Genomic DNA, 20,016 nt, shown 5'->3' with positions numbered 1-20,016 from the left:
CATTTCAGTTATACTCTAGACTGCCCTATAAAATAATTAAGATAGAGGGGAAAGATTGGTCATGAATTTTAATGTAGCGCAAAAAAGTCAGTTGGATGCAAGAGAGCTTCTCTTGCTCGACCAAGAGGTTAAAAACCGCGGCAAAAACATGGTAATTGCCTATGTACTTTGGTACTTCCTTGGTATATTTGGCGGGCATCGTTTTTATACCGGACGTACCGGTTCTGCTATCGCACTATTAATTTTGTCTCTTACAGGTCTCGGTTTATTTATCACATTCATCTGGTGGGTAGTTGATGCCTTCCTGCTTCACCAATGGATTAAAGATCACAACCAAGCGATCGAAGCTCAAGTGCTGAATGAAATCCAATCGCACAAAGCTTTTACCGGCAACGGAATGCTGTAGGCGATGATGAATAAAAGCGATCTGACTTTAAATGAATTGCTGGTGTTCAACTCCGAAATCAAAAATGTGGAGAAATCCGCAGCGATTGCCTACCTTATGCTGATAGGCGGCCATTTGGGCGTACACCGCTTTTATTTGAAAAAGAAGGTTTCCGCAATTATTCAGCTTGTCCTTTTCCTAATTGCCTCCGGTGGCTATATATTGTTCGCCGTTATGTCCGCTCTTATTGACGAGGGTTACGACAGCATGGCATTATTCGTAATCGCCCTTGTTCTATTCCTTTTACCAGCGATCGCGTTGTTCATTTGGATCATCGTCGATCTATGCCTTATTTCGAGAATGGTGCGGGAATACAACAGTGTGCTGGAGCATCAGCTCGTGGAACAGATCATCAACCACCGCGCACAACAACAGCAGTATTAAAATAAAAAGAACCCCTGACGGAACGCGAGAAATACTGCGTATCTATCAGGGGTTCTTTTTTATCTACAGGATCAAAAAGCCGTTTATGGCGCCGTCTCCAAAAACTTCATCGTCGGATTTTTGTCCATCGCCGTCCGCATCGCATATTCATTCTCGAACAAGACGACATAGTTGCCCTTTTTGTCCTTCACAAGCGAAGAATTAATCCGGAATTTGGCCGGGTCGATCTTATTCGTCTCATCTACAATCCAGCGGGCAAATTGGAATTGCATCCGGTGAAGCTGAATTTCGACGCCATACTCGCCGCGCATCCGGTACTCGAACACCTCAAACTGGAGATGGCCGACAACGCCGAGAATCGTCTCCTCGAAGCCGCCTGCGGAATGGAATACTTGAATCGTTCCTTCTTCCGTCAGCTGATCGATGCCCTTCTGGTACTGCTTATGCTTCAAGGCATTTTTAACCGTTACTTTGGCGAAAATCTCAGGTGAGAAAGTCGGCAGCTCATCGAAAACGATCTCGGAGCCTTGCGACAAAGAATCGCCGATGCGGAAAATGCCCGGATCAAACAATCCGATAATATCTCCCGGATAAGCGGTCTCCACGATATCACGGTCCTGCGCCAAAAACTGCTGTGGCTGCGACAGCTTAATATCTTTGCCTGCCCGGACATGGCGAACGCTCATGCCGCGCTCAAACCGTCCAGAACAAATACGTAAAAACGCAATGCGGTCGCGGTGAGCCGGGTTCATATTCGCTTGAATTTTGAACACATAACCAGAGAACTTTTCGTTCGTTGGCTCGATCGGTCCATTCGTGCTCATGCGCAGCACTGGCTTCGGAGCCAGCTGAAGGAAGTTTTCCAGGAAAGTCTGAACGCCAAAGTTGTTAACGGCACTGCCGAAAAAGACTGGAGTCAGTTCGCCTGCTTGCACCTTTTCGAAATCGAACGGATCGCCTGCTACATCAAGCAGCTCCAAATCCTGCACAAGCTGATCATGCAAGAAATCGCCGGCCATCTCGCGGATAATTGGATCGTTATAATCGTCTACCTTGCGAACCTCGATCGTATTATGATCATTGCCTTGGAACAGCTCTACCTGGTTTTTCATCCGGTCATAGACGCCGCAAAGCTCGCGTCCCATGCCGATTGGCCAGTTCATCGGTACGGAACGAATGCCGAGCACCCGCTCCAGCTCCTCCATAAGCTCAAATGGACTTTGACCTTCGCGGTCAAGCTTATTAATGAAGGTAAAGATCGGAATGCCCCGTTTGCGGCATACCTGGAACAGCTTGATCGTCTGTGCCTCGACGCCTTTAGCAACGTCGATAAGCATGACGGCGCTGTCCGCCGCTGTTAATGTGCGGTACGTGTCCTCACTAAAGTCTTGGTGACCCGGCGTATCCAGAATGTTAACGCGGTGTCCCAAGTAATCGAACTGCATCACGCTGGACGTAACCGAGATTCCGCGCTGCTTCTCAATTTCCATCCAGTCCGATGTCGCATGGCGGCTTGCTTTCCGCGCTTTAACCGAACCGGCAAGCCGAATAGCGCCCCCGAACAATAGAAGCTTTTCCGTCAGCGTCGTTTTACCCGCATCCGGGTGAGAGATGATGGCGAATGTGCGGCGCTTCTCAACTTCTTGTTTAATTTCATTGCCTAATGATTGACTCATGCATGCCTTCCCTTCTCATTACGAAGCGTCTCATCGCTATTGAAGAACGATGAGACGCTGAAATTTACATTATTTATTTGCTGTTGTTCGTAATCCAAATGACGTTGTCTTCCTCTTGGCCGTTAACCGGCCACCAGTGGAAACCGTCTTTGGCAAGCAGCTCTTCGGCTGCCTTTGGTCCCCAAGAACCGGCCGGATATTGCTTCAAGTCGCCGGAATCATCGCGCCATGCAGCGGCGATGCGATCGACGAACTCCCATGCTTGCGCAACTTCGTCCCAGCGGGTAAAGTACGTCGAATCGCCGCGAACCGCATCGTGAATGAGGCGCTCGTAGGCCTCCGGTGTATTCAAGCCGATTTGACAGCTTTGGCAAAATTCCATCGCTACCGGCTGCACCGAATTGTCGACGCCCGGCGTTTTTGCATTTACTTTAATGTAGATGCCTTCCGTCGGATTAACGCGAATAACGAGCAAGTTAGGCGCCAGATCATGACGCTGCGCAAACAATACGTTTTGCGGCATCGACTTGAATTCAATCACGACTTCTGTCGTTTTGACCGGGAGACGCTTGCCTGTGCGTATATAGAATGGTACGCCAGCCCAGCGGAAATTGTCGACAGCAATTTTTGCCGCGAAATACGTTTCCGTATTGGAGCCTTCACCGACCGAATCTTCCTCACGGTAACCCGGAAGCTGTGTGCCACGCGCCTCGCCCGCGCTGTATTGGCCGCGGATGACGTTGCTGCGAACATCTTCATGCGAGTTGTAGCTGCGCAGCGAACGAAGCACTTTTACTTTCTCGTCGCGAATATCTTCGCCATGCAGACGGCTAGGCGGCTCCATTGCAATCATCGTAAGCATTTGCAGCATATGGTTCTGACCCATATCACGCAATGCGCCCGACTTATCATAATAGCCTCCGCGTTCTTCGACGCCAACCGTTTCCGACAGCGTTATTTGCACGTTAGCAATATGGTTATTATTCCACAGCGGCTCGAACAAAGCGTTGGCAAAACGGATCACTTGAATGTTTTGCACCATTTCTTTACCGAGATAGTGGTCAATGCGGAATACTTCTTCTTCTCTGAATACCTGTCTGATCTGATCGTTCAGCTTGCGAGCCGATTCCAGGTCATAGCCGAACGGCTTCTCGATAACAACGCGATGCCAGCCTGCCGACTCCAGCAAACCGCCGTCGCGAAGATTGAACGATACCGGTCCGAACAGTTCTGGCGCCAGCGCCAAATAGAACAAACGGTTGCCCGGAATATCGAATTTAGCATCCAGCTGCTCGGAAAGCTTGCCAAGCTCACGGAACGCATCCACGTTATTGATATCGAGCGGCATATACTCGAAATGCTCAGCGAACCGGTTCCATAGCTCGGTATCATCGGCTTTATAACGGCAAAACTCGACGATGGATTCGTACACGTCGGAACGGAATTGCTCATTAGTGCGTGTGCGGCGGGCAAGACCGACTACAGCAAAGTTTTCGGACAGCTTGCCTTCTTTATATAAGCTGAACAAGGCGGGGAACAATTTACGTTTTGCCAAATCTCCTGTTGCCCCAAACAAATAGTATACGGCGCCCTGCCCGAGGGTTGATTCCAGGTTCGTAGTATGGTTCATTTTCCTCATTCTTTCCTATTCATTTTGTAGTTTCACATGTTATGTAGTTTAGCATAATAATCCTTAAACTGCTATTCATCTTCCACATAAAAATAACTGATAAGTTCCGTTATTTCTGCTGATTATGGGGTACTCTTGGCATAATCCCCCGTAATTAGCGGAAGACCGACAATCAAATCATGCTGCTTGGAGCCCGCTTCGCGGTGACTAGCTGCCTGGAAGCTAATTAGCTTGCCTTCCTTGCCTCCGCTTTTCACCGATTTCTTGAGTCGATCGGTGTAGTAAGAATTGCTCACCGTACCGCCATCGGCGTAATACTCAATTTCCCTCGCCTGCCCCGCTTTAACCAAACGGCTTATTGCATCATTATATTCCGTCTTCCCTCGTGCGGTTATACCTTCCGAATATTTCGTATCCGCCGATTCCAGTCCCTCTTCCACTTTTTGAACAAGATTGAGCAGGTTTTGCTTGCTGGCCTCCCCGCTAGTACGAAACTGCAGAATGGCCCTCCTTTGTCTGCCAGCGGGAAGGCTATGAATAGACAATTCCCCGCCGTATGCCTCCAGCATAATGGTAGCCTCGTCCGCTCCCTCTGTGTATAAAACGCTCTTATCGGAGCTTGCATCTTCTGAAGTCATAGCCTGTACCAGTTGTCCAACCGTTGCTCCGTCCCCCTCCGCATCCCAGCGCAAGCTCCACTCCGCGGATCCGGCACCGCCTGTGAACAGCTTGTCCGTCCAAGACCATAACGATTGTATATCATGCTGAAAAGCACTTTGCTCTACTGTATCGTTCCCTTTCTGCATGAACGCCCAGTAACCGCAAGCGACAAGAATAACGAATGCTGCAAGTACAGCCAAACGGGCATGCAATTGCTGCCGTTTCCGGTTCTTCATTGTTCGAATCGAATAGTAAGAAGTTGAGATAGGGTCCGCCTCCTTGACACATCATTTCGTCCATCATTCGCTCAATCTGTTTAATAACGTCTCTAACTGGGTATTAATCCATACGCATGAGCCTGTAGGTGAATACACTGGTTGCAAAATGATCAGTGGGGGATGCCAACATGGAACAAATTTATCCGCTTCAGGAAGAGGTTATTGCTAATTTTTGCGGATTGCCTGTTTGCGTAATTATGCAGGATGGGACGCGTCATGTCGGAGTGTTGAGCCATTGCCGAAACGGCAGACTGACGCTTAACGGGCAGCAAGAAGAAGTGGAAGCCGCAGCAGAATTGAACAAGGCAAAACCCAGCAAGCTGAAGAAGGGAAAAGGAAAAAACTCAAAAGCCGCTGCTCCCAAAGTGGAAACGGTGCAAGCACAAGCCTATCCGTATGACCCCTACGCCTACAATCCGTTTTTCCCAATCGGCGGGGCAATCGCACTTGATCTGGCCTTAGTCGCTTTCCTGTTCCTGCTTTTATAGCTCGCCAATATCGCCCCAAAGTCGACAGCGGCATTCGTCAGACTTTGCACCTGATTCCGTTTAAGCTGGAATGAAGGCTACCTGTCCAGCAGGCACCAAAAAACATATTAACGAAGGAGGCAGTTCCCATGTCCATTCGTCCAATCTACCGTACCCCGCGATATGCAGAGCGCGTTTTGCCTGTGAAAGCCGTGGATCGCAGCGCTGCTTATTCGTTTCGCGAAGATGAACCACAGCTGCCTCCTGTACGGATGCGAAAATCACTGCGCTCCGCTCAGGAGAGAGAACCTGACTATACCGGCTACGACCGTTCCCTTCATCTAACCAGACTTGGAGGCTGGAACGGCGGCGGAAGATGGATCGACCAGTACGTTTAACTCATTTTACCAAATCTAGAACAAAAATAACACCGGATATCCGGTGTTACTGCATTCCTCTATTATTCCGCTATGCCTTGTTTATGAGCATAAATTGCCGCTTGTGTCCGATCGTCGACGCCAAGCTTATTGAATATATTGGTAATATGGAACTTCACTGTCTTGATGCCAATATACAACTGATCGGCGATTTCCTGATTGGACATGCCTTGCGCCACACGCTTAAGAACATCCATCTCCCGCTCGGTCAGTTCCTCGTGCAACGGAGCTTGTGACGGCTGTTTCGGTTGACGGAGCCGGCTCATCATCTTGGCCGCCACTTGGGACTCCAATACCGACTGGCCACGCGAAGCCGCACGAATCGCATCCGCGATTTCCGTTGCCCGCGAAGTTTTCAGCAGGTAGCTGAAGGCACCCGCTTCAATGACAGGATACAGCTTGCTGTCATCCAAGTAGCTCGTCAACACAATGACTTTGCACTCCGGATACAGTTCCAACAGCTTCTGAGTCGTCTCCACGCCGTCCATGCCATCCATTACGAGGTCCATTAGAACGACATCCGGTTTATAGGCTTGCGCCAGCCTGATTCCATCATAGCCATTGCTTGCCTCGCCGACGACCTCGATCCCGTCCTCCGTATCCAATACCGCCGCAAGTCCGATCCGAACCATCTCATGGTCGTCCACCAGCAGCACTTTAATCGGTTGATTCAACTGTTCCATCGGCTCCACCTGCTCCCACCGCTTTCTTATAACGTTTCATATTCGCTTCTTCTATATTAACTCATTCTTTATACGGCTTCCAACGGAACCCGAATATCGATCATGGCGCCTTCACCAGGCTTCGAGACCATATGCAGCAGCCCGCCCAGTTCGTTTACCCGTTCTTCCATCGTAAGCAGCCCGTAAGAGGTCTGTTTTTTCACTTCCAGATCGAAACCGACACCATCGTCAATCAAGAGCAATCGTACATAAGGACCATCGCGCAAAAGCTTAATTTCCATCCGCTCAGCCTTGGAATGGCGCAACGTGTTGGACAGTGCTTCTTGGGCGATACGGAATAAATGATCCTCTGCATCTGTCTGAAGGGATATCGTATCGTCTACTTCCAATATAATTTCCATTGGCACCTTTTGCTTCAGCTCGTCCACTAAAGCGGTCAGCGCCATCCCCAGGTTTTTACCATCCAGATGGACAGGCCTTAGATGCAGCAGCAGCGCGCGCATTTCCGATTGCGCCACAGAAGCCATTTCCTCGATAAGCTGAACCTGTCTCTTAGCCCGCTCCCAATCCCGCTCGATCGTCCGGCTAACAGCGGTTGCGGTCATCGAGATCGCAAACAGCTGCTGGCTAACCGCATCGTGAAGCTCCCGGGCAAGACGCTGGCGTTCCTCCAGAACAGCAGAGAATTTCACCTTCTCCGTCCAGATCGCATCGCTTTGTTCCTCTTCCGACTGATTTTCGTTAGAGGCATCATCCGCAGTGTCGATCGTTACACGAATGTTCCGTTTACGCTGCTGCTCTGTCAAACGCTGGATCGCAGCCTTTAACTTAGAGTTTTGCAGATAGCCGACCAATGCGGCTGCAGCCATAGAGGCGCCAATTACGGTTAAACCTAATACCGCCCATTTCCCCTGCAAGGTGAAAAGTTGAATATAACCGATGCTTTGCAGCACGATAACGACAAGGCTAATAATAATAAGCAGCCAGAGTACCGTCTCGGTTATATTTTTACGACGGGCCGCCTTATTCTGTTGCTCGGACGGCTTCGTATCCGCCATTTCTGCTCACTCCTTCAATCCCAATCATAATGAAAGCAGGCAAGAGCAGACCGGGCGCGCCCGATCCGCTCTGTGCTTCATGATCTGCTTTCAATTTCGTCTTACTCGGCTGGGTCTGCTTCAACCGGAGCCGAAGATTTATTGAGCTTGCTCTTCAATGCTTCAAGCTGCTCATCCACCTTCATCCGTTTCTCAACGTCGGCTACGTTGAACGAATTAACCGCCGCGCCGCTTCCGCTGTAAGCGTATGGCGTACGGAGCACATCCGCTTCCGCTTCCAATTGCATAATTTTCTCTTCCATCCGGTGGAAGCCTCTCGACGCCGTGCCGCTGTCAATCGTATGGTTGGAGCTCAATTGCGCCATTTGCTTCTGCGCTTTTGCCACTTGAGCGCGGGAAGCCAGCTCATTGCGTTTGTTGCGGAGCTGGTAGAACTCCTCTTTCATACCGTGCAATTGCTGCATCAAATCGTCAGCTTGCGCTTTCGTTTGCGTATGCAGGTCCGTGTACTCGCCAGTCTTTTGCTCGAAGTACAGCTTTTCTTCCAGCAGCTTGCGTGCAAGATCTTCTTGTCCTGCGCGAAGTGCCGCTTCCGCTTTCGACTCGCGGTCGGACGTGCTGCGAACAGCTTCTTCCAGACGCTGCTTCATACGGCGTTCGTTCGCCATTTGCTTCGCGACTGTCACCTCTGCTTGATGAATCTCAGCTTCCATATCCCGCAAGTATTGGTTAAGCATAACTACCGGATCTTCAATTTTATCAAGTGCCTCATTCACCGAAGCCTTAGTCATATCTTTCATTCTTTTAAAAATTCCCATGTTTATTTCTCTCCCTTCTCGATTTGCGCCAGTTTTGCGCGAAGTTCATCTACTTCTTTACGAAGTGCTTTTTTCTCCAAATCATCCATCATCCGGTCAAATTGAGCCGAAGATTGCTGCGATGCTGGTTCAGTTGGCTGTGTATTTGCATTAGCGCCCCATGGCGGTTTCGGCGGCTGCGGAGGGTTTTTGTAAGGGCCTCCTGCATGAGTGCCGAAGTGTTGTCCAAAGTTGCTGTTGTTATGATTGCCATACTGGTTGTTGTAGTTGCTTCCATATCCATTGCCGTATCCGCCGTAACCTGGTCCCGGACCAAATCCGTTATCATAAGGCGGCTCCTTCGGTACGACAAGACCTGCGATAATATAGACGGGAATGACCATACCGCTTGTGAAGATCGCTGCAACGATAAGCAGAATCCTCAGCAATGTTGCGTCTACATTAAGCACTTCCGCTAGGCCGCCGCATAGTCCGAATAACTTTTTATCGCGTGCCGAACGGTACAGTTTTTTCAAGACGACCATCCTTCCTTATCGAGTTTGCGCTTTAATTGCTCAAGTTCGCGTTCGATGACGGATTGTACCGTCTGACCCGCTTCAGAAGCGAATTCCCGGCCCATTCTGCGCAGATCTTGGAAGCTCTTCGCTTCCAGCTCCATATCGCTGATCCGGTCTTCCAAGCGGCGGAACATCGTGCCCGGGTTGGCGCCTTGATCACCGACTCCAGAGTATCTGGAATTCAGCCGCTGCTGCAATCTCAGCGATTCCATTCTTGCTGCGTAGTATTCGCGCTTGTCGTACACCGTCTGGTATTCGCTGCGCATTTGGCGAAGCTGCTCTTCAAGCTCAACTGTGTTTTGTCTGCTTTGCTCATACAAGTCGCGGTATTGGGCCGAACGCTCCTCGCTGCTTGCTTTCTCATGCAGCGCAATTCTCGCCAGTTGCTCCTCGCCTGCCTTCAGTGCCGTCAATGCTTGGTGCTCGCGTTTCTCTTTCTGCTGCTCCGCCTGAAGCCACTGTGCCTTCAGGTGATTGCTATGTCCAGCGTACTGTTGATACAGCCGCTCTGCTTGAATAATATCTTCTCTTGTGGACCAGAGAAACTGATCAATCAATCGAACAGGATCCTCTGCTTTCTCCAGCCGTTCATTTAAGGTAGCGACCGTAATGTCGCGAACTCGCCGCATAATGCTCATTCATTGCCCTCCTCGCCAAATTTCTTTCATTAGTAGCTGCGTTTATTCCGATATTGCGAAACGCCATATATGATAAGCACGATTGCCGCGATCACGAGGATCAATCCCAAGTATTTGCCAAACAGCCAGATCGCACCAAGCGCAACTAGTATGCCGCCAAGCCATTTCTTGTCGTTGCGGTAACCGACCACCCCAAGTCCAATTAGAATAAACGGGAACAAAAAGCCGATTATGGAACCGATGTGAACCCCGATAAAATTAAGTACGACGATGCCGCCGACGACGGCCAACAAGATGCCAAGCACTTTTTTACCATCCATTTTTAACTCCACCACCTTTCCGTTTTCTTTGCTCTATTCTTTTGGTTGTTGCTGCTCTCTTGCTTATGTTCTTATTCTAGATCGTTTTTAGGTTTTCTAAAACGGACTTGCGGCGGTATCTGCACTAGACCTTAGTCGGGGCAGCCTGCCAGCCCTGCGGATTAGCGGTATTTCTCCTTCTATTCTATCATAAAAAACCGGATGTTCTCCCCATGGAAAACATCTGGTTAGGCACGGGGTAAACACCACTTTCTTCTATTGACATAGAGGGTACTCTACACTGTAAGATCGAACAGGAGTACGTTGGCATATTTAATTTTACAAAGGGTGTATTGTTTCTTTATTCAATGCGGTTTAAGATATACAAATCTTCCTATGATTTAGCCGCTTGCGGCTAAACTAACATTATAATCGGTATTAGTGAAAGGTGAACAGAATGTCATGACGTTATCTCAACCAAGTATTACGCAAGAAGCTTCCAAAAAATTTCCGATCTCCTTGTTTTCCCTAACGGTAGGAGCCTTTGCAATCGGAATGACTGAGTTTGTCATTATGGGCATTCTCCCGAATGTCGCGGATGATTTGGGGGTTAGCATTTCTGCTGCAGGACAGCTTATTACGATGTATGCTTTGGGAGTAGCAGTCGGAGCCCCTATACTGACCATGCTGACCCGCAACATTTCGCAAAAGAAACTGTTAATTTTCTTAATGGGTCTGTTTATTTTCGGTAACGTTGCTGCCGTGTTCGCTCCAACTTACGGTGTTCTGATGGCTGCACGGTTAATTACAGCACTGACGCATGGAACGTTCTTCGGAGTTGGTGCCGTTATCGCATCCAGACTCGTCCATCCAGACAGAAGAGCCGGCGCTGTCTCCATGATGATGGCGGGCCTTACCATTGCTAATATTATAGGCGTTCCGCTCGGAACCTTTATCGGCCAGCATATGGGCTGGCGTGCTTCATTTGCTTCAATTGCTCTCATGGGCGTGTTGACGCTAATCGGCATCATCATTTTCATTCCGAAGCTGAAACAGGAAAAAGCGACAGGCATTATGCAGCAACTAAAAGAAGTCGCGAATCCAAGACTGCTTGTATTTCTAATGATATCCGTACTGGGCAATGCAGGTCTGTTCGCGATTTTCACCTACATCGCCCCGCTGCTTGTGGAAGTTACAGGATTCGCCGATCATCATGTCACCTGGATTCTTGTTCTATTCGGATGCGGCGTTACACTCGGCAACATCATAGGCGGCAAGCTGGCGGACTGGAAGCTCATGCCTACAATTCTTGGTATTTATTTTGCAACTTGCGTCATTCTCGGTGTGTTAACCTTTACGATTCATAACCAAATCACCGCCGTATTGACGATCTTTCTTTGGGGCGCTGCATCCTTTGCCGTCTTCCCAGGCATGCAGGTACGTATTATGAACCTTGCTAAGTCTGCACCCGCATTAGCCTCGACTATGAGCCATTCAGCCGGTAATTTGGGCAATGCTACCGGCGCTTTTATCGGAGGATTTGTCATTACTCATCTTTCCTTGGTGTCGCTCCCATGGGTTGGATCAATCCTGGTCGGATTAGCGCTGCTGCTGGCTATTGCTTGTTTTATTTCCGACCGGAAACATGATGTGATTGCTTAATTATTCATAACTTTACTAAAAACGGTTAGAGGCTGCCAGACATATACGTCGGCAGCCTTTTTATATGCCGATCTCCGCCTTCACGGTATCGCTCTACGGCCAAACTTGACTTAAAGTCCACTTTAAGATTTATACTACGAGTTGTCCCGGTCATTAAGGGCAAATTGTTCATCCTATGATTTAGATTGAAAATCATGTTAATGTCTTCGTCCATTTAACGAATCATAACAGTCCAGCTTTTGATTCAACATTTTAAGCAGAGCAATAATTAAATAAACCTATATAGAGGACTGAGGATGTCATGGAAAAGTATGAGCTTATCGCAAAATGCGGTACATTGGTTGAGTTTGTAACGAAGCTAGATATTTACGAGGAACAAGTTTGGCTAACAGCCCTAGGTTCAGACAAATGGAGTATTAAGGAGGTTATTGGCCACCTTATTAGGTGGGATAAATATTTTTATGATACAACCATCGAGCCCATTGTAACGAACAACCCGATAACTATGTCGGAAGCTGATGATGTGATCGCATTCAATACAGCTGCTGCCGCCTGGGCCCTTAGCCAAACGGAGGCAGACTTAATCGGTGCACTAACGAAATCCAGGAAAGCCATTACGGATGCTCTACAAACGGTACCGGAAGAGGATTATTCAAAACTTCATACAGATGCAGAGGGCAATACGTTCACATTGGAGCAATTCATACAAGACATAATCAGTCATGATCAGCATCATACAACTCAAATTGTTCAAGCAATAGAGAGATAGAGCTTATCCGAATTGATAATGCTGCTTACGATATGAATTAAAAAGTGAGAAGGCGTACCCTCTTACTGAGTGGTTACACGCTTCTCACTTGATATCCCCGATCCTACACTTAATCCTCTTTGCTGTACATGCTCTGATCCTGCAACCGGATCAATACCTTGCCGAAACGTCCACCTTCCTGAACGGCTACTCTGCCTGACGGATACGCTTGCTCCAAATAACCAGCCACCGTTCGAACAGCCTTCTCATCCACAGACAGCCCGTAATGACCAAGCATGGTCATCACTTCCTGCAGCGCCGCTTCATGTGTTACTTCTTTCGTCTTCATTTCCCGCGTGACAAGCGACTCGTACGAATAGCCTTTCAAGTAAAGCAGATGGAGTAAATATCCCATTTCCAATGGTTTCTTTTTGAATGACTGGCCCGTAATGAGCGGCCAAATTTCTTGCAATAAGCTATGCTCGTTATGCGTCACCGGCATACTGATATAACAATACTTCCGGGCGCAATAAAGCACCTTTTCCACGCTCTCCCAATCCAGTATAACCGGGCACATCGACACAAATACAAGATCAAATGCTTCGCCCCATCCCTTATCTTGCACATCAATATGCTCAAACGGCTCATGTACGATGCTCACTTGATCATCAGCGAATTTGGCAATGTTCTCTTCCAGTAATTCAACAAGTGGAGGAGACGACTCTAAAGCGGTAACCCGGGCTCCCCGCTCCGCAAACGGCACCGTAAATACGCCTGATGCGGCGCCAATATCCAACACAGAGGTATTCTCAAAGCCAACTCCCTGGCCTTCCAGCCAGTTAATAATCCGTCTGCTTCGTTTCCTGCCCTCTTCACTAAACGATTGCTCGTTGAATGTCTTTGCCTTTGGATCAAAGGAATGGGAAAAATCGACCCCTGCCTTTTGCATCTTTTTCAACATGATCTCGCTTTGATCTTTCCAAGCTTTTTCCCAGATGGCTTCATTATAAAAATCATTCATGCTCATTCATTCCACTCCCCTTACTATGTTTAAAGCGACAGATCTGCCCAACAATGCTTATTGGTTTTGCTGCCAAGCCTCTGCGTTCAGTTCATTGTTCATAGCTGCTGCTGCAAAAGACCCCATAGAGGCAGCGGCAATCGCCTGATGCATTCGGGATGCCGCATCCCCGGCGCTAAAAATGCCTGGAACACTCGTTTTGCCAAAGCTATCGACCTCCACGTTGCCCATTTCTGTCATCTGACATCCGATGGCCTGCGGCAAGTCTGATCCTGCAACCAGATCCGGCTTGAAGAATATGCCTCTGCATGGAATGATAGTTCCGTCTTCAAGTATGACCCGTTGTACGATTCCATCAACGGAATCAATGTGCTGAATTGGCGACGTGAACATAGGAACCCGCTTCTGGAGCGCCTCGCGTTCTGTATCCGTCAACTCATCAGGCCCGTTCGTGCAAATTGTAAAGTTCTTGCTCCATCCGGAAATCAACGGAGCGAAATGCATCAGCTCAGCCCCCTTATTAATGACAACGAGCGGCTGATCCCGCAGTTCCCATCCGTCGCAATACGGACAGACAAAGGCGCTTTTCCCATAGACCTCCTTCAGCCCTGGAACATTCACCGGACGATCCTTCATACCGACGGTAAACAGCACCTTCTTGCTTTCATAGCGATTTCCTAGTGCAGTCTCAATGTGAAACTGACCATCCGTCCCCGTAATCGAAACAGCCGTATCCTCTACAAAAAATACGGAAGGATAGGCGCTGATCTCTTCCCTCGCAATGCGTCTAAATTCACCAGGTTTTATCCCGTCACGGGTAAGGAAACCGTGAGTTTCGCCAGTTACGGCGTTACGCGGACGTCCTTCATCAATTACAGCTACCTTTTTCCTCGCCCGCCCTAGCACTAGGGCAGCATTCAACCCTGCTGGACCACCGCCAATAATGACAACATCAACCATTTGTTTTTCCATCTCTAGAATATCCTCCTTAGATCTATAATATCTATAATTAGATTGCAAGAAGAAGCATAGTGCTTACTTCTTGTTCTTATCATGGTTGCCACTGCAATTCCGCTTGAGAGCCTCATCAATTACCGTCTGAATAGTGTGCGCCTGCAGATACTGGTGAAGCTGCTGCTCCGCGCCGTACATCACCTTCTCAACGAGACATTCACTCCCTCTGCGTGCCTGATGGCCCTGGTCGGTTCCCTCATCTGCTAACAACTGATGCTGCTGGGAATTCGTATTCGAGCATTCAAACATCTGTTGTCTGCCCTCAATAACTTGAATGACATCGAGAAAAGTAATCTGGTCTGCCGGCTTTGCCAGCTCATAACCGCCATTTACCCCAGGTACTGCACGTACAATACCATCCTGTCTCAGCTTGGACATGATTTTGGACAGATAGCTTTCTGAAACGCCCAGCGTCACTGCTAACTCCTTAATCCCTACATTATTGTGTCGTTCTGAATTACCTAGATGGAGTAAGGCGTGTAGAGCGTAATCTGTACTTTTGGAGAACTGCATGCTGCTCTCCTCCCTTCCTTTAATTACAGACCTGTAATATCCATAATAAATGATTTGATTGCAAATTGCAATGTTCAACTCCTTATTAACCGCCGGCAGCCATTTAGTATCGGATATCCTTCAAGCATTGGGTAGCATTGACAGTAAAAATAATAGCGAATATAATGGTCACGACAACTATAATCATGTCTACTATAAAGGAGGAATCCCTTGGAATTAGAAAAATATATTGGCGTTAATGTCCAACGAGCAGCGCTAAAGCTGAACAACTACTATCAAAAAGTAGTTAATCCGTTTGATATTACAGTGGAACAGTGGGAGATTCTGGTCGTCCTGTGGGAAAGAGAAGGGATTACTCAAAAGGAACTTGCAGAGAGATTGTATAAGGATCAGACTAACGTTGCGAGAATGTTGTTTAAATTGGAGAAAAAGGGTTTTATCCATCGGGTCGTTCATGAAACGGATCGAAGATCTTTACGTGTTTATTTAACGCCCAAAGGCAGTGATATTAAAGACGAAATCCTTGCTCCGTCTATGGAAGCCTATCAGAAAACCATCAAAGGCTTGTCTGAAGAGGAAGTGGAGAATTTTAGAAGAGTGCTCTCCATCATGTTTAATAACGTGAAAGACCTATAATTAGAAGCCGTGAGAGGAGCCGCTGCATGCAGTTTAATCTAGAGGAAACGATAGAAATTCTTGAGCGCACACCGCAAACATTGGATTGTTTCTTATCGGGTTTATCCGCTGGCTGGTTGCACTGTAATGAAGGTGCGGGAACTTGGAATGTCCATGAAGTGATCGATCATCTCATTGAAGGTGAGAAAAATAATTGGATGCCTCGTCTAATGTTTATTCTTAAAGAAGGCGAAAGCAAGCCATTCCCTTCATTCGATCGCTACTCTCACTTGAATCAAGTATCCGAACAAACGATTGCACAAAAATTGCTTGCGTTCAAAATGCTTCGAAATCAAAATCTAAAGGCTCTGAAAGTCCAGCTTGATCCTGGCATACATCTTGAACGAACGGGTTCACACCCCGCATTTGGTGTAGTGAAGGTGAAGGAATTACTTGCTACATGGGCCGTTCATGATTTAACACACATCTCACAAATCGTTCGAGTCATGGCAAACAGATACGGGTCGGATGTAGGCCCGTGGCGGGAGTATTTAGGCATTATAAAATAGAGCAGCAGCATTGGGTTCATAAATTAATGAATCCATGCGAAATATAGTTGTCATGTCGATTATCATCAAGACATGTAGTGTGAAACATCAAGAATCTTATTGTTTATATTATCACCATATACTTGTCATAGCAATTAATGATACAGCAACCAAAAGGAGAAATGTACAATGGATTCATCCAAAAAAGAAACCGGAATTTTTGATGCGCCCTATCGAGCCTTAACCATCGGAATCATCCTTGCCGTAACTACTGTTGCCTTTGAAGGCTTGGCGATTACTACAATTGCTCCGAGCTTGGCGCAAAAATTGCAGGGTCTTCATCTATATGGCTGGATATTCAGCGCTTTCCTGCTCGCACAAATCGTCGGAACGATGGTTACCGGTCAACGAATCAACAAGAAAGGCGTATTCGCATCGTTTATAACGTCGATCCTCTTTTTCGTTATCGGGATCGTCGTTGCGGCTCTTTCCGTCAATATGCTTATGTTAATTGCCGGGAGACTGCTACAGGGTTTTGGCGCTGGTGCTATCATCACTTGTGTATATTTCAGTATTACAGTAGGTTATCCGGACAGATTGAGAACGAAGATACTGGCTATGTTTTCTAGCGCGTATATTTTACCTGCATTAATTGGTCCCTATATCGCAGGACTTTTAGCTGAATACATCTCCTGGAGGTTTGTATTTTGGTTTGTGCTGCCTTTCATTGGTTTAGCTGTGGTGCTTACGCTGCCCGCTTTTCGCAATTTCAAAACAGAAGGCGCATCGGAATCTAAAAAAAGCCGCAAAGAAGGTTATGCCGTATTGCTGGCCGTTGGCACAGGAATGCTGCTAGCCGGAATTGGCTCTATAACAAACTGGAAAGGAATAGCGTTAACGGCAGCAGGTGTACTTATTATGATTCTGCCTTTACGTAAACTGCTGCCAGCCGGTACGTTCAGCGCTGGCAGAGGGCTGCCTTCCACCATTATTTCAAGAGGTTTGTTTGTCGCTTGTTACAATGCCACTGAAAGTTATGTCGTGCTTGCTTTGACAGATGTGAAGAAACTGCCTGCTGATCTAGCAGGACTGATTGTAGCTGCCGGCGCATTAAGCTGGTCCGCAGCGGCTTGGTTCCAATCCAAGCTTGATGCCAAAGATCAGGGCACAGGCCGGAATAAGCGGGTTACAGCAGGAATTGGCTTGATGGTCATTGGTGTTATTGCAGTCATGCTGGCCGTCAGCCTCCCTGAAGGCGGAATCGTATACGCGGTCATTTCGCAAGTATTCACCGGGTTCGGCATCGGCTTAGCGCATCCAACCACAGGAGCGATTGCATTGCAGCATGCCAATAGAGGGGAAGAAGGAGAGATATCCGCCAACCTACAGTTCACGGACGCTTTTAGTCCAGGGCTTAGCATCGGGATAGGCGGTGCTTTCATCGCCATTAGTCAAACCATGAATTGGGGCTTATTAACCGGAATTATGCTAGCTTTATCCCTGCAACTGCTCTTTGTTATATGGAGTTTGGCAATGTCGTTCCGCATTAAGAAAGGGATGTCATCTCAAGCATGAATTCTGATTCACCTATAAATTCTCATAACAAAAAACCGTTGAACTTGTGTTCAACGGTTTCTTATCTCATTGTAAACCAAAGGCAGCGAGTACATCGTCAATTTTCATACTATCTGCTGTAGGTCCGTTCAGCATCCAATGTCTGGATGGCATCTTATACACATGTCCTTGCTTAACCGCAGGAATTGACTTCCATACATTCAGATCCTCCACTACATTCATTTCCTCTGAAGCAGCTTTCGCTTCATCCTCAGAATCAAATGAGCCCCCTACTGTGACAAACAAATAGTCCGCAGTCAAATCGGGTAGTTTCTCAAGCGATGCTTCAATCCCCCAGGCTCCATCTTCCTCTTTATTCATCAAATCAGCCAGCATCGGTTCTAATGTCAATCCTAAATCCTCGTAAGCGATACTCGTATAGGAGAATGCCGGGAAAAACAGCTGAACATCCTGCTTCGATGGTCGAATAAAAGCTAATGTTCGATCAGCCCCTAGCTTTGCCACAATAGCCTCTTTAGCCTTGCCCAACTTTTCCTCGTAGTCTTTGATGATAGACTGGGCTTTCTCTTCGCGGTCAATTGCCTTTCCGATTGCAACAATGGACGTCTGCCAATCACTGCGGTCATAGACGATAGTAGGAGCAATTTTGCTTAGCTGCCTATAGGACTCAGTATCTGAGGGTAAAAGATTTGCTACAATTAAATCCGGTTTAGATTCAAGAATAGACTCATAATTTATGCCGTCTGGTGTGTAGACTGAAGGGATGTTTTTTGCTTGCAGCGTATCGTACAAGTATTGTCCCTTCATAGATTGAGCATGAACCATCGGAGCATCAAGCGCCAGCATAATGTCTTCGAGCCCATTCACGGCTATTCGCTGCGGGTTGACTGGAACTTTACTTTCTCCCATCATATGCTTAACCAGCTTTGTCTGCAGCTGCTCCTGTGCAACAGCTGCCGAAGACCCTGCTGCAGCGGATGGATCATTGGAGCCTGTTGCAGCCCCGCAACCACTGAATAACAAAGTCATGCAGAGCAACACTGCGGTTACTGACAATTTCATATCTTTATACATCGTTAAATCTCCCTCTTTTTCATAATGAGAATAATTATCATTATAGCTGTGGCCTGTGCGAGGGACAATAGCTTGTCCTGAACTAATAAATGGACTATTCTGAACCGCACTCTCAGCTGCCAGTGATCTAAAGCGCAGCGGGGATACACCGGTTTGTTTTTTGAACATGCGGCTGAAATAGTAGACATCCAAATACCCTATGCTTGATGAAATTTCTTGTAAAGATGCCTTCGTCTCTCTCAAAAGCCTGCTGGCGTGTTCGATTCGAACTTGGATCAAATAGTCATTAGGCGTGATTCCTAGCTGCTTTTTGAACAAACGGGACAAATAGCTGGAGCTGCACCCAAGCTGCTCTGCCAAACCCTCAACTGTAAATGCTTTCGAATAGCTGGTTTCCATGTAACGAGTAGCTTGGGACACAAGATCAGCTCGTATCTCCCCTAACTCCTGCCCAACCATCTGGCCGAGTAATTCATGGACAAATTGATAGAGAACGCCTTTGGCATACAGCTTGTCCAACAGCGTGAGCTTACGCCAGCTTTGTTCCATCATCTCGAATTTGGAATGAAGGGCAAGCGGAGCATGAGGTGTGAATCCATATTGAATGTGAAAAGGACTGCTGCGTTTCAACAGCCGCTCCAAATAACGATTGCCTGGGAAAGCGAACAGAACCTTGTACATAATGAGATCATATTCGAGGCGTTCACCTGATGAGATAATGTCCAGACTCATGCCCTTTGCGCCATGAAGCAAATGATAGCCATCGATGGCATAACCAGTTCCGTCCAACATTACCCTTCCGTGTCCTTTCGTCACCCAGAGAAAGGCGTTGGAGGGAAGCCTGTAACCGCGAAGCTCGTCTCCTTGTGCCATCGACTGATGTCTAATGTCGAGAAGCTTGACGTTGGCTTCGTTCCACAGCAATAGATGTTCGTTCCAATTCAAACCAATCACTTCCTGCTACTAAAAAGTTTTCAATTATAATAAGGCTGTATCTCATTATAATTGAAAACCATTCTCACAACTAGTATTTTGTATCGCCATGATTCAATTTTATAAATATAAATAAACAACAAAAAAAGTCCATCGGATAGACATCCAATGAACTTCTAGTTGATTAATCTGGTGCCGGTGAAGGGACTCGAACCCCCACGGTTTCCCTCACGATTTTGAGTCGCGCGCGTCTGCCATTCCGCCACACCGGCATTTTGTAAAG

Annotated in this window: 22 protein-coding genes and 1 tRNA gene; 9 read left to right on the top strand and 14 right to left on the bottom strand. The window is 47.5% G+C overall.

Translation table 11 applies throughout. The annotated features are described in order from the left end of the window. The first annotated feature begins 61 nt into the window (after nt 1–61). A complete protein-coding gene (locus tag IEX98_RS17885; RefSeq protein ID WP_188890572.1) occupies nt 62–406 on the top strand; it encodes a TM2 domain-containing protein in 345 nt (114 codons plus the stop codon). A gap of 3 nt (nt 407–409) precedes the next feature. Next, nucleotides 410–829, top strand: coding sequence for an NINE protein (locus IEX98_RS17880; protein ID WP_229692246.1), 420 nt, complete (start codon nt 410–412; stop codon nt 827–829). Nucleotides 830–912: 83 nt separating this feature from the next. On the opposite strand, the gene IEX98_RS17875 is transcribed toward IEX98_RS17880, so the two are convergent. From IEX98_RS17875 to IEX98_RS17865, 3 genes are all read right to left on the bottom strand, one after another. Beyond that, nucleotides 913–2,505 carry a peptide chain release factor 3 gene (locus IEX98_RS17875; protein ID WP_188890571.1) on the bottom strand — a complete coding sequence of 531 codons (1,593 nt, stop codon included), beginning with the start codon at nt 2,503–2,505 and terminating at the stop codon, nt 913–915. Between the two features lie 73 nt (nt 2,506–2,578). Then, nucleotides 2,579–4,135, bottom strand: coding sequence for a glucose-6-phosphate dehydrogenase (gene zwf / locus IEX98_RS17870; RefSeq protein WP_188890570.1), 1,557 nt, complete (start codon nt 4,133–4,135; stop codon nt 2,579–2,581). Nucleotides 4,136–4,257: 122 nt separating this feature from the next. Beyond that, entirely contained in the window at nt 4,258–5,031 is a 774-nt protein-coding gene (locus tag IEX98_RS17865) for a YwmB family TATA-box binding protein (protein WP_188890569.1), read from the bottom strand. A 170-nt stretch (nt 5,032–5,201) separates the two neighbouring features. Here IEX98_RS17865 and IEX98_RS17860 point away from each other — a divergent pair, with 170 nt between their 5' ends. Next, nucleotides 5,202–5,561, top strand: coding sequence for a hypothetical protein (locus tag IEX98_RS17860; RefSeq protein WP_188890568.1), 360 nt, complete (start codon nt 5,202–5,204; stop codon nt 5,559–5,561). Nucleotides 5,562–5,689: 128 nt separating this feature from the next. Continuing rightward, on the top strand, nt 5,690–5,938 hold the full coding sequence (locus IEX98_RS17855) for a hypothetical protein (RefSeq protein WP_188890567.1): 249 nt from the start codon (nt 5,690–5,692) through the stop codon (nt 5,936–5,938). A gap of 62 nt (nt 5,939–6,000) precedes the next feature. Here IEX98_RS17855 and IEX98_RS17850 read toward each other — a convergent pair whose 3' ends face one another. The 6 genes from IEX98_RS17850 to IEX98_RS17825 form a co-directional block, all read right to left on the bottom strand. Next, entirely contained in the window at nt 6,001–6,660 is a 660-nt protein-coding gene (locus tag IEX98_RS17850) for a response regulator (RefSeq protein WP_188890566.1), read from the bottom strand. 68 nt (nt 6,661–6,728) lie between these two features. After that, complete coding sequence (locus IEX98_RS17845) at nt 6,729–7,718, bottom strand: sensor histidine kinase (protein ID WP_188890565.1); 990 nt, start codon at nt 7,716–7,718, stop codon at nt 6,729–6,731. Between the two features lie 101 nt (nt 7,719–7,819). Further along, nucleotides 7,820–8,536, bottom strand: a complete 717-nt coding sequence (locus IEX98_RS17840; protein ID WP_188890564.1) for a PspA/IM30 family protein — start codon at nt 8,534–8,536, stop codon at nt 7,820–7,822. 2 nt (nt 8,537–8,538) lie between these two features. Next, nucleotides 8,539–9,060 (bottom strand): PspC domain-containing protein, encoded by a 522-nt coding sequence (locus IEX98_RS17835; RefSeq protein WP_188890563.1) that lies wholly within the window; start codon nt 9,058–9,060, stop codon nt 8,539–8,541. Further along, nucleotides 9,048–9,731: a PspA/IM30 family protein gene (locus IEX98_RS17830; protein WP_188890562.1), complete on the bottom strand. Its 684-nt coding sequence runs from the start codon at nt 9,729–9,731 to the stop codon at nt 9,048–9,050. The genes IEX98_RS17835 and IEX98_RS17830 overlap by 13 nt, the downstream gene beginning before the upstream one ends. Before the next feature lie 29 nt (nt 9,732–9,760). Then, a complete protein-coding gene (locus IEX98_RS17825) occupies nt 9,761–10,051 on the bottom strand; it encodes a LiaF transmembrane domain-containing protein (protein WP_188890561.1) in 291 nt (96 codons plus the stop codon). Nucleotides 10,052–10,492: 441 nt separating this feature from the next. On the opposite strand from IEX98_RS17825, the gene IEX98_RS17820 reads away from it, so the two are divergent. Then, complete coding sequence (locus tag IEX98_RS17820; RefSeq protein WP_188890560.1) at nt 10,493–11,692, top strand: MFS transporter; 1,200 nt, start codon at nt 10,493–10,495, stop codon at nt 11,690–11,692. 301 nt (nt 11,693–11,993) lie between these two features. Next, entirely contained in the window at nt 11,994–12,461 is a 468-nt protein-coding gene (locus tag IEX98_RS17815; RefSeq protein ID WP_188890559.1) for a DinB family protein, read from the top strand. A 109-nt stretch (nt 12,462–12,570) separates the two neighbouring features. Here IEX98_RS17815 and IEX98_RS17810 read toward each other — a convergent pair whose 3' ends face one another. The 3 genes from IEX98_RS17810 to IEX98_RS17800 form a co-directional block, all read right to left on the bottom strand. After that, nucleotides 12,571–13,461, bottom strand: a complete 891-nt coding sequence (locus IEX98_RS17810) for a class I SAM-dependent methyltransferase (protein WP_188890784.1) — start codon at nt 13,459–13,461, stop codon at nt 12,571–12,573. A 57-nt stretch (nt 13,462–13,518) separates the two neighbouring features. Then, complete coding sequence (locus tag IEX98_RS17805; RefSeq protein WP_188890558.1) at nt 13,519–14,433, bottom strand: NAD(P)/FAD-dependent oxidoreductase; 915 nt, start codon at nt 14,431–14,433, stop codon at nt 13,519–13,521. A 63-nt stretch (nt 14,434–14,496) separates the two neighbouring features. Then, nucleotides 14,497–14,988, bottom strand: coding sequence for an RrF2 family transcriptional regulator (locus tag IEX98_RS17800; RefSeq protein WP_188890557.1), 492 nt, complete (start codon nt 14,986–14,988; stop codon nt 14,497–14,499). Nucleotides 14,989–15,198: 210 nt separating this feature from the next. On the opposite strand from IEX98_RS17800, the gene IEX98_RS17795 reads away from it, so the two are divergent. The 3 genes from IEX98_RS17795 to IEX98_RS17785 all read left to right on the top strand — a co-directional run bounded on the left by IEX98_RS17795 (nt 15,199) and on the right by IEX98_RS17785 (nt 17,726). Continuing rightward, complete coding sequence (locus tag IEX98_RS17795) at nt 15,199–15,624, top strand: MarR family winged helix-turn-helix transcriptional regulator (RefSeq protein WP_188890556.1); 426 nt, start codon at nt 15,199–15,201, stop codon at nt 15,622–15,624. Between the two features lie 26 nt (nt 15,625–15,650). After that, nucleotides 15,651–16,172, top strand: coding sequence for a DinB family protein (locus tag IEX98_RS17790; protein ID WP_188890555.1), 522 nt, complete (start codon nt 15,651–15,653; stop codon nt 16,170–16,172). A 168-nt stretch (nt 16,173–16,340) separates the two neighbouring features. Then, nucleotides 16,341–17,726 (top strand): MFS transporter, encoded by a 1,386-nt coding sequence (locus IEX98_RS17785; RefSeq protein ID WP_188890554.1) that lies wholly within the window; start codon nt 16,341–16,343, stop codon nt 17,724–17,726. Between the two features lie 66 nt (nt 17,727–17,792). Here IEX98_RS17785 and IEX98_RS17780 read toward each other — a convergent pair whose 3' ends face one another. Together IEX98_RS17780 and IEX98_RS17775 are read right to left on the bottom strand one after the other, a co-directional pair. Then, complete coding sequence (locus tag IEX98_RS17780; protein WP_188890553.1) at nt 17,793–19,745, bottom strand: AraC family transcriptional regulator; 1,953 nt, start codon at nt 19,743–19,745, stop codon at nt 17,793–17,795. A gap of 178 nt (nt 19,746–19,923) precedes the next feature. Further along, nucleotides 19,924–20,005: transfer RNA gene (locus IEX98_RS17775), tRNA-Leu, on the bottom strand. Nucleotides 20,006–20,016 lie beyond the last annotated feature (11 nt).

Origin of the sequence: Paenibacillus radicis (ex Gao et al. 2016) (assembly GCF_014641555.1) — a bacterium.
GTDB classification, from domain to species: Bacteria; Bacillota; Bacilli; order Paenibacillales; family Paenibacillaceae; genus Pristimantibacillus; species Pristimantibacillus radicis.
The sequence above is the reverse complement of the archived record's forward strand: the minus strand, read 5'-3'. Positions and strand labels throughout refer to the sequence as shown.

Coding starts and splice junctions, on each gene's coding strand:
- IEX98_RS17885 (WP_188890572.1), top strand. CDS start 62: ATGAATTTTAATGTAGCGCAAAAAAGTCAGTTGGATGCAAGAGAGCTT.
- IEX98_RS17880 (WP_229692246.1), top strand. CDS start 410: ATGATGAATAAAAGCGATCTGACTTTAAATGAATTGCTGGTGTTCAAC.
- IEX98_RS17875 (WP_188890571.1), bottom strand. CDS start 2,505: ATGAGTCAATCATTAGGCAATGAAATTAAACAAGAAGTTGAGAAGCGC.
- zwf (WP_188890570.1), bottom strand. CDS start 4,135: ATGAACCATACTACGAACCTGGAATCAACCCTCGGGCAGGGCGCCGTA.
- IEX98_RS17865 (WP_188890569.1), bottom strand. CDS start 5,031: ATGAAGAACCGGAAACGGCAGCAATTGCATGCCCGTTTGGCTGTACTT.
- IEX98_RS17860 (WP_188890568.1), top strand. CDS start 5,202: ATGGAACAAATTTATCCGCTTCAGGAAGAGGTTATTGCTAATTTTTGC.
- IEX98_RS17855 (WP_188890567.1), top strand. CDS start 5,690: ATGTCCATTCGTCCAATCTACCGTACCCCGCGATATGCAGAGCGCGTT.
- IEX98_RS17850 (WP_188890566.1), bottom strand. CDS start 6,660: ATGGAACAGTTGAATCAACCGATTAAAGTGCTGCTGGTGGACGACCAT.
- IEX98_RS17845 (WP_188890565.1), bottom strand. CDS start 7,718: ATGGCGGATACGAAGCCGTCCGAGCAACAGAATAAGGCGGCCCGTCGT.
- IEX98_RS17840 (WP_188890564.1), bottom strand. CDS start 8,536: ATGGGAATTTTTAAAAGAATGAAAGATATGACTAAGGCTTCGGTGAAT.
- IEX98_RS17835 (WP_188890563.1), bottom strand. CDS start 9,060: ATGGTCGTCTTGAAAAAACTGTACCGTTCGGCACGCGATAAAAAGTTA.
- IEX98_RS17830 (WP_188890562.1), bottom strand. CDS start 9,731: ATGAGCATTATGCGGCGAGTTCGCGACATTACGGTCGCTACCTTAAAT.
- IEX98_RS17825 (WP_188890561.1), bottom strand. CDS start 10,051: ATGGATGGTAAAAAAGTGCTTGGCATCTTGTTGGCCGTCGTCGGCGGC.
- IEX98_RS17820 (WP_188890560.1), top strand. CDS start 10,493: ATGACGTTATCTCAACCAAGTATTACGCAAGAAGCTTCCAAAAAATTT.
- IEX98_RS17815 (WP_188890559.1), top strand. CDS start 11,994: ATGGAAAAGTATGAGCTTATCGCAAAATGCGGTACATTGGTTGAGTTT.
- IEX98_RS17810 (WP_188890784.1), bottom strand. CDS start 13,461: ATGAATGATTTTTATAATGAAGCCATCTGGGAAAAAGCTTGGAAAGAT.
- IEX98_RS17805 (WP_188890558.1), bottom strand. CDS start 14,433: ATGGAAAAACAAATGGTTGATGTTGTCATTATTGGCGGTGGTCCAGCA.
- IEX98_RS17800 (WP_188890557.1), bottom strand. CDS start 14,988: ATGCAGTTCTCCAAAAGTACAGATTACGCTCTACACGCCTTACTCCAT.
- IEX98_RS17790 (WP_188890555.1), top strand. CDS start 15,651: ATGCAGTTTAATCTAGAGGAAACGATAGAAATTCTTGAGCGCACACCG.
- IEX98_RS17785 (WP_188890554.1), top strand. CDS start 16,341: ATGGATTCATCCAAAAAAGAAACCGGAATTTTTGATGCGCCCTATCGA.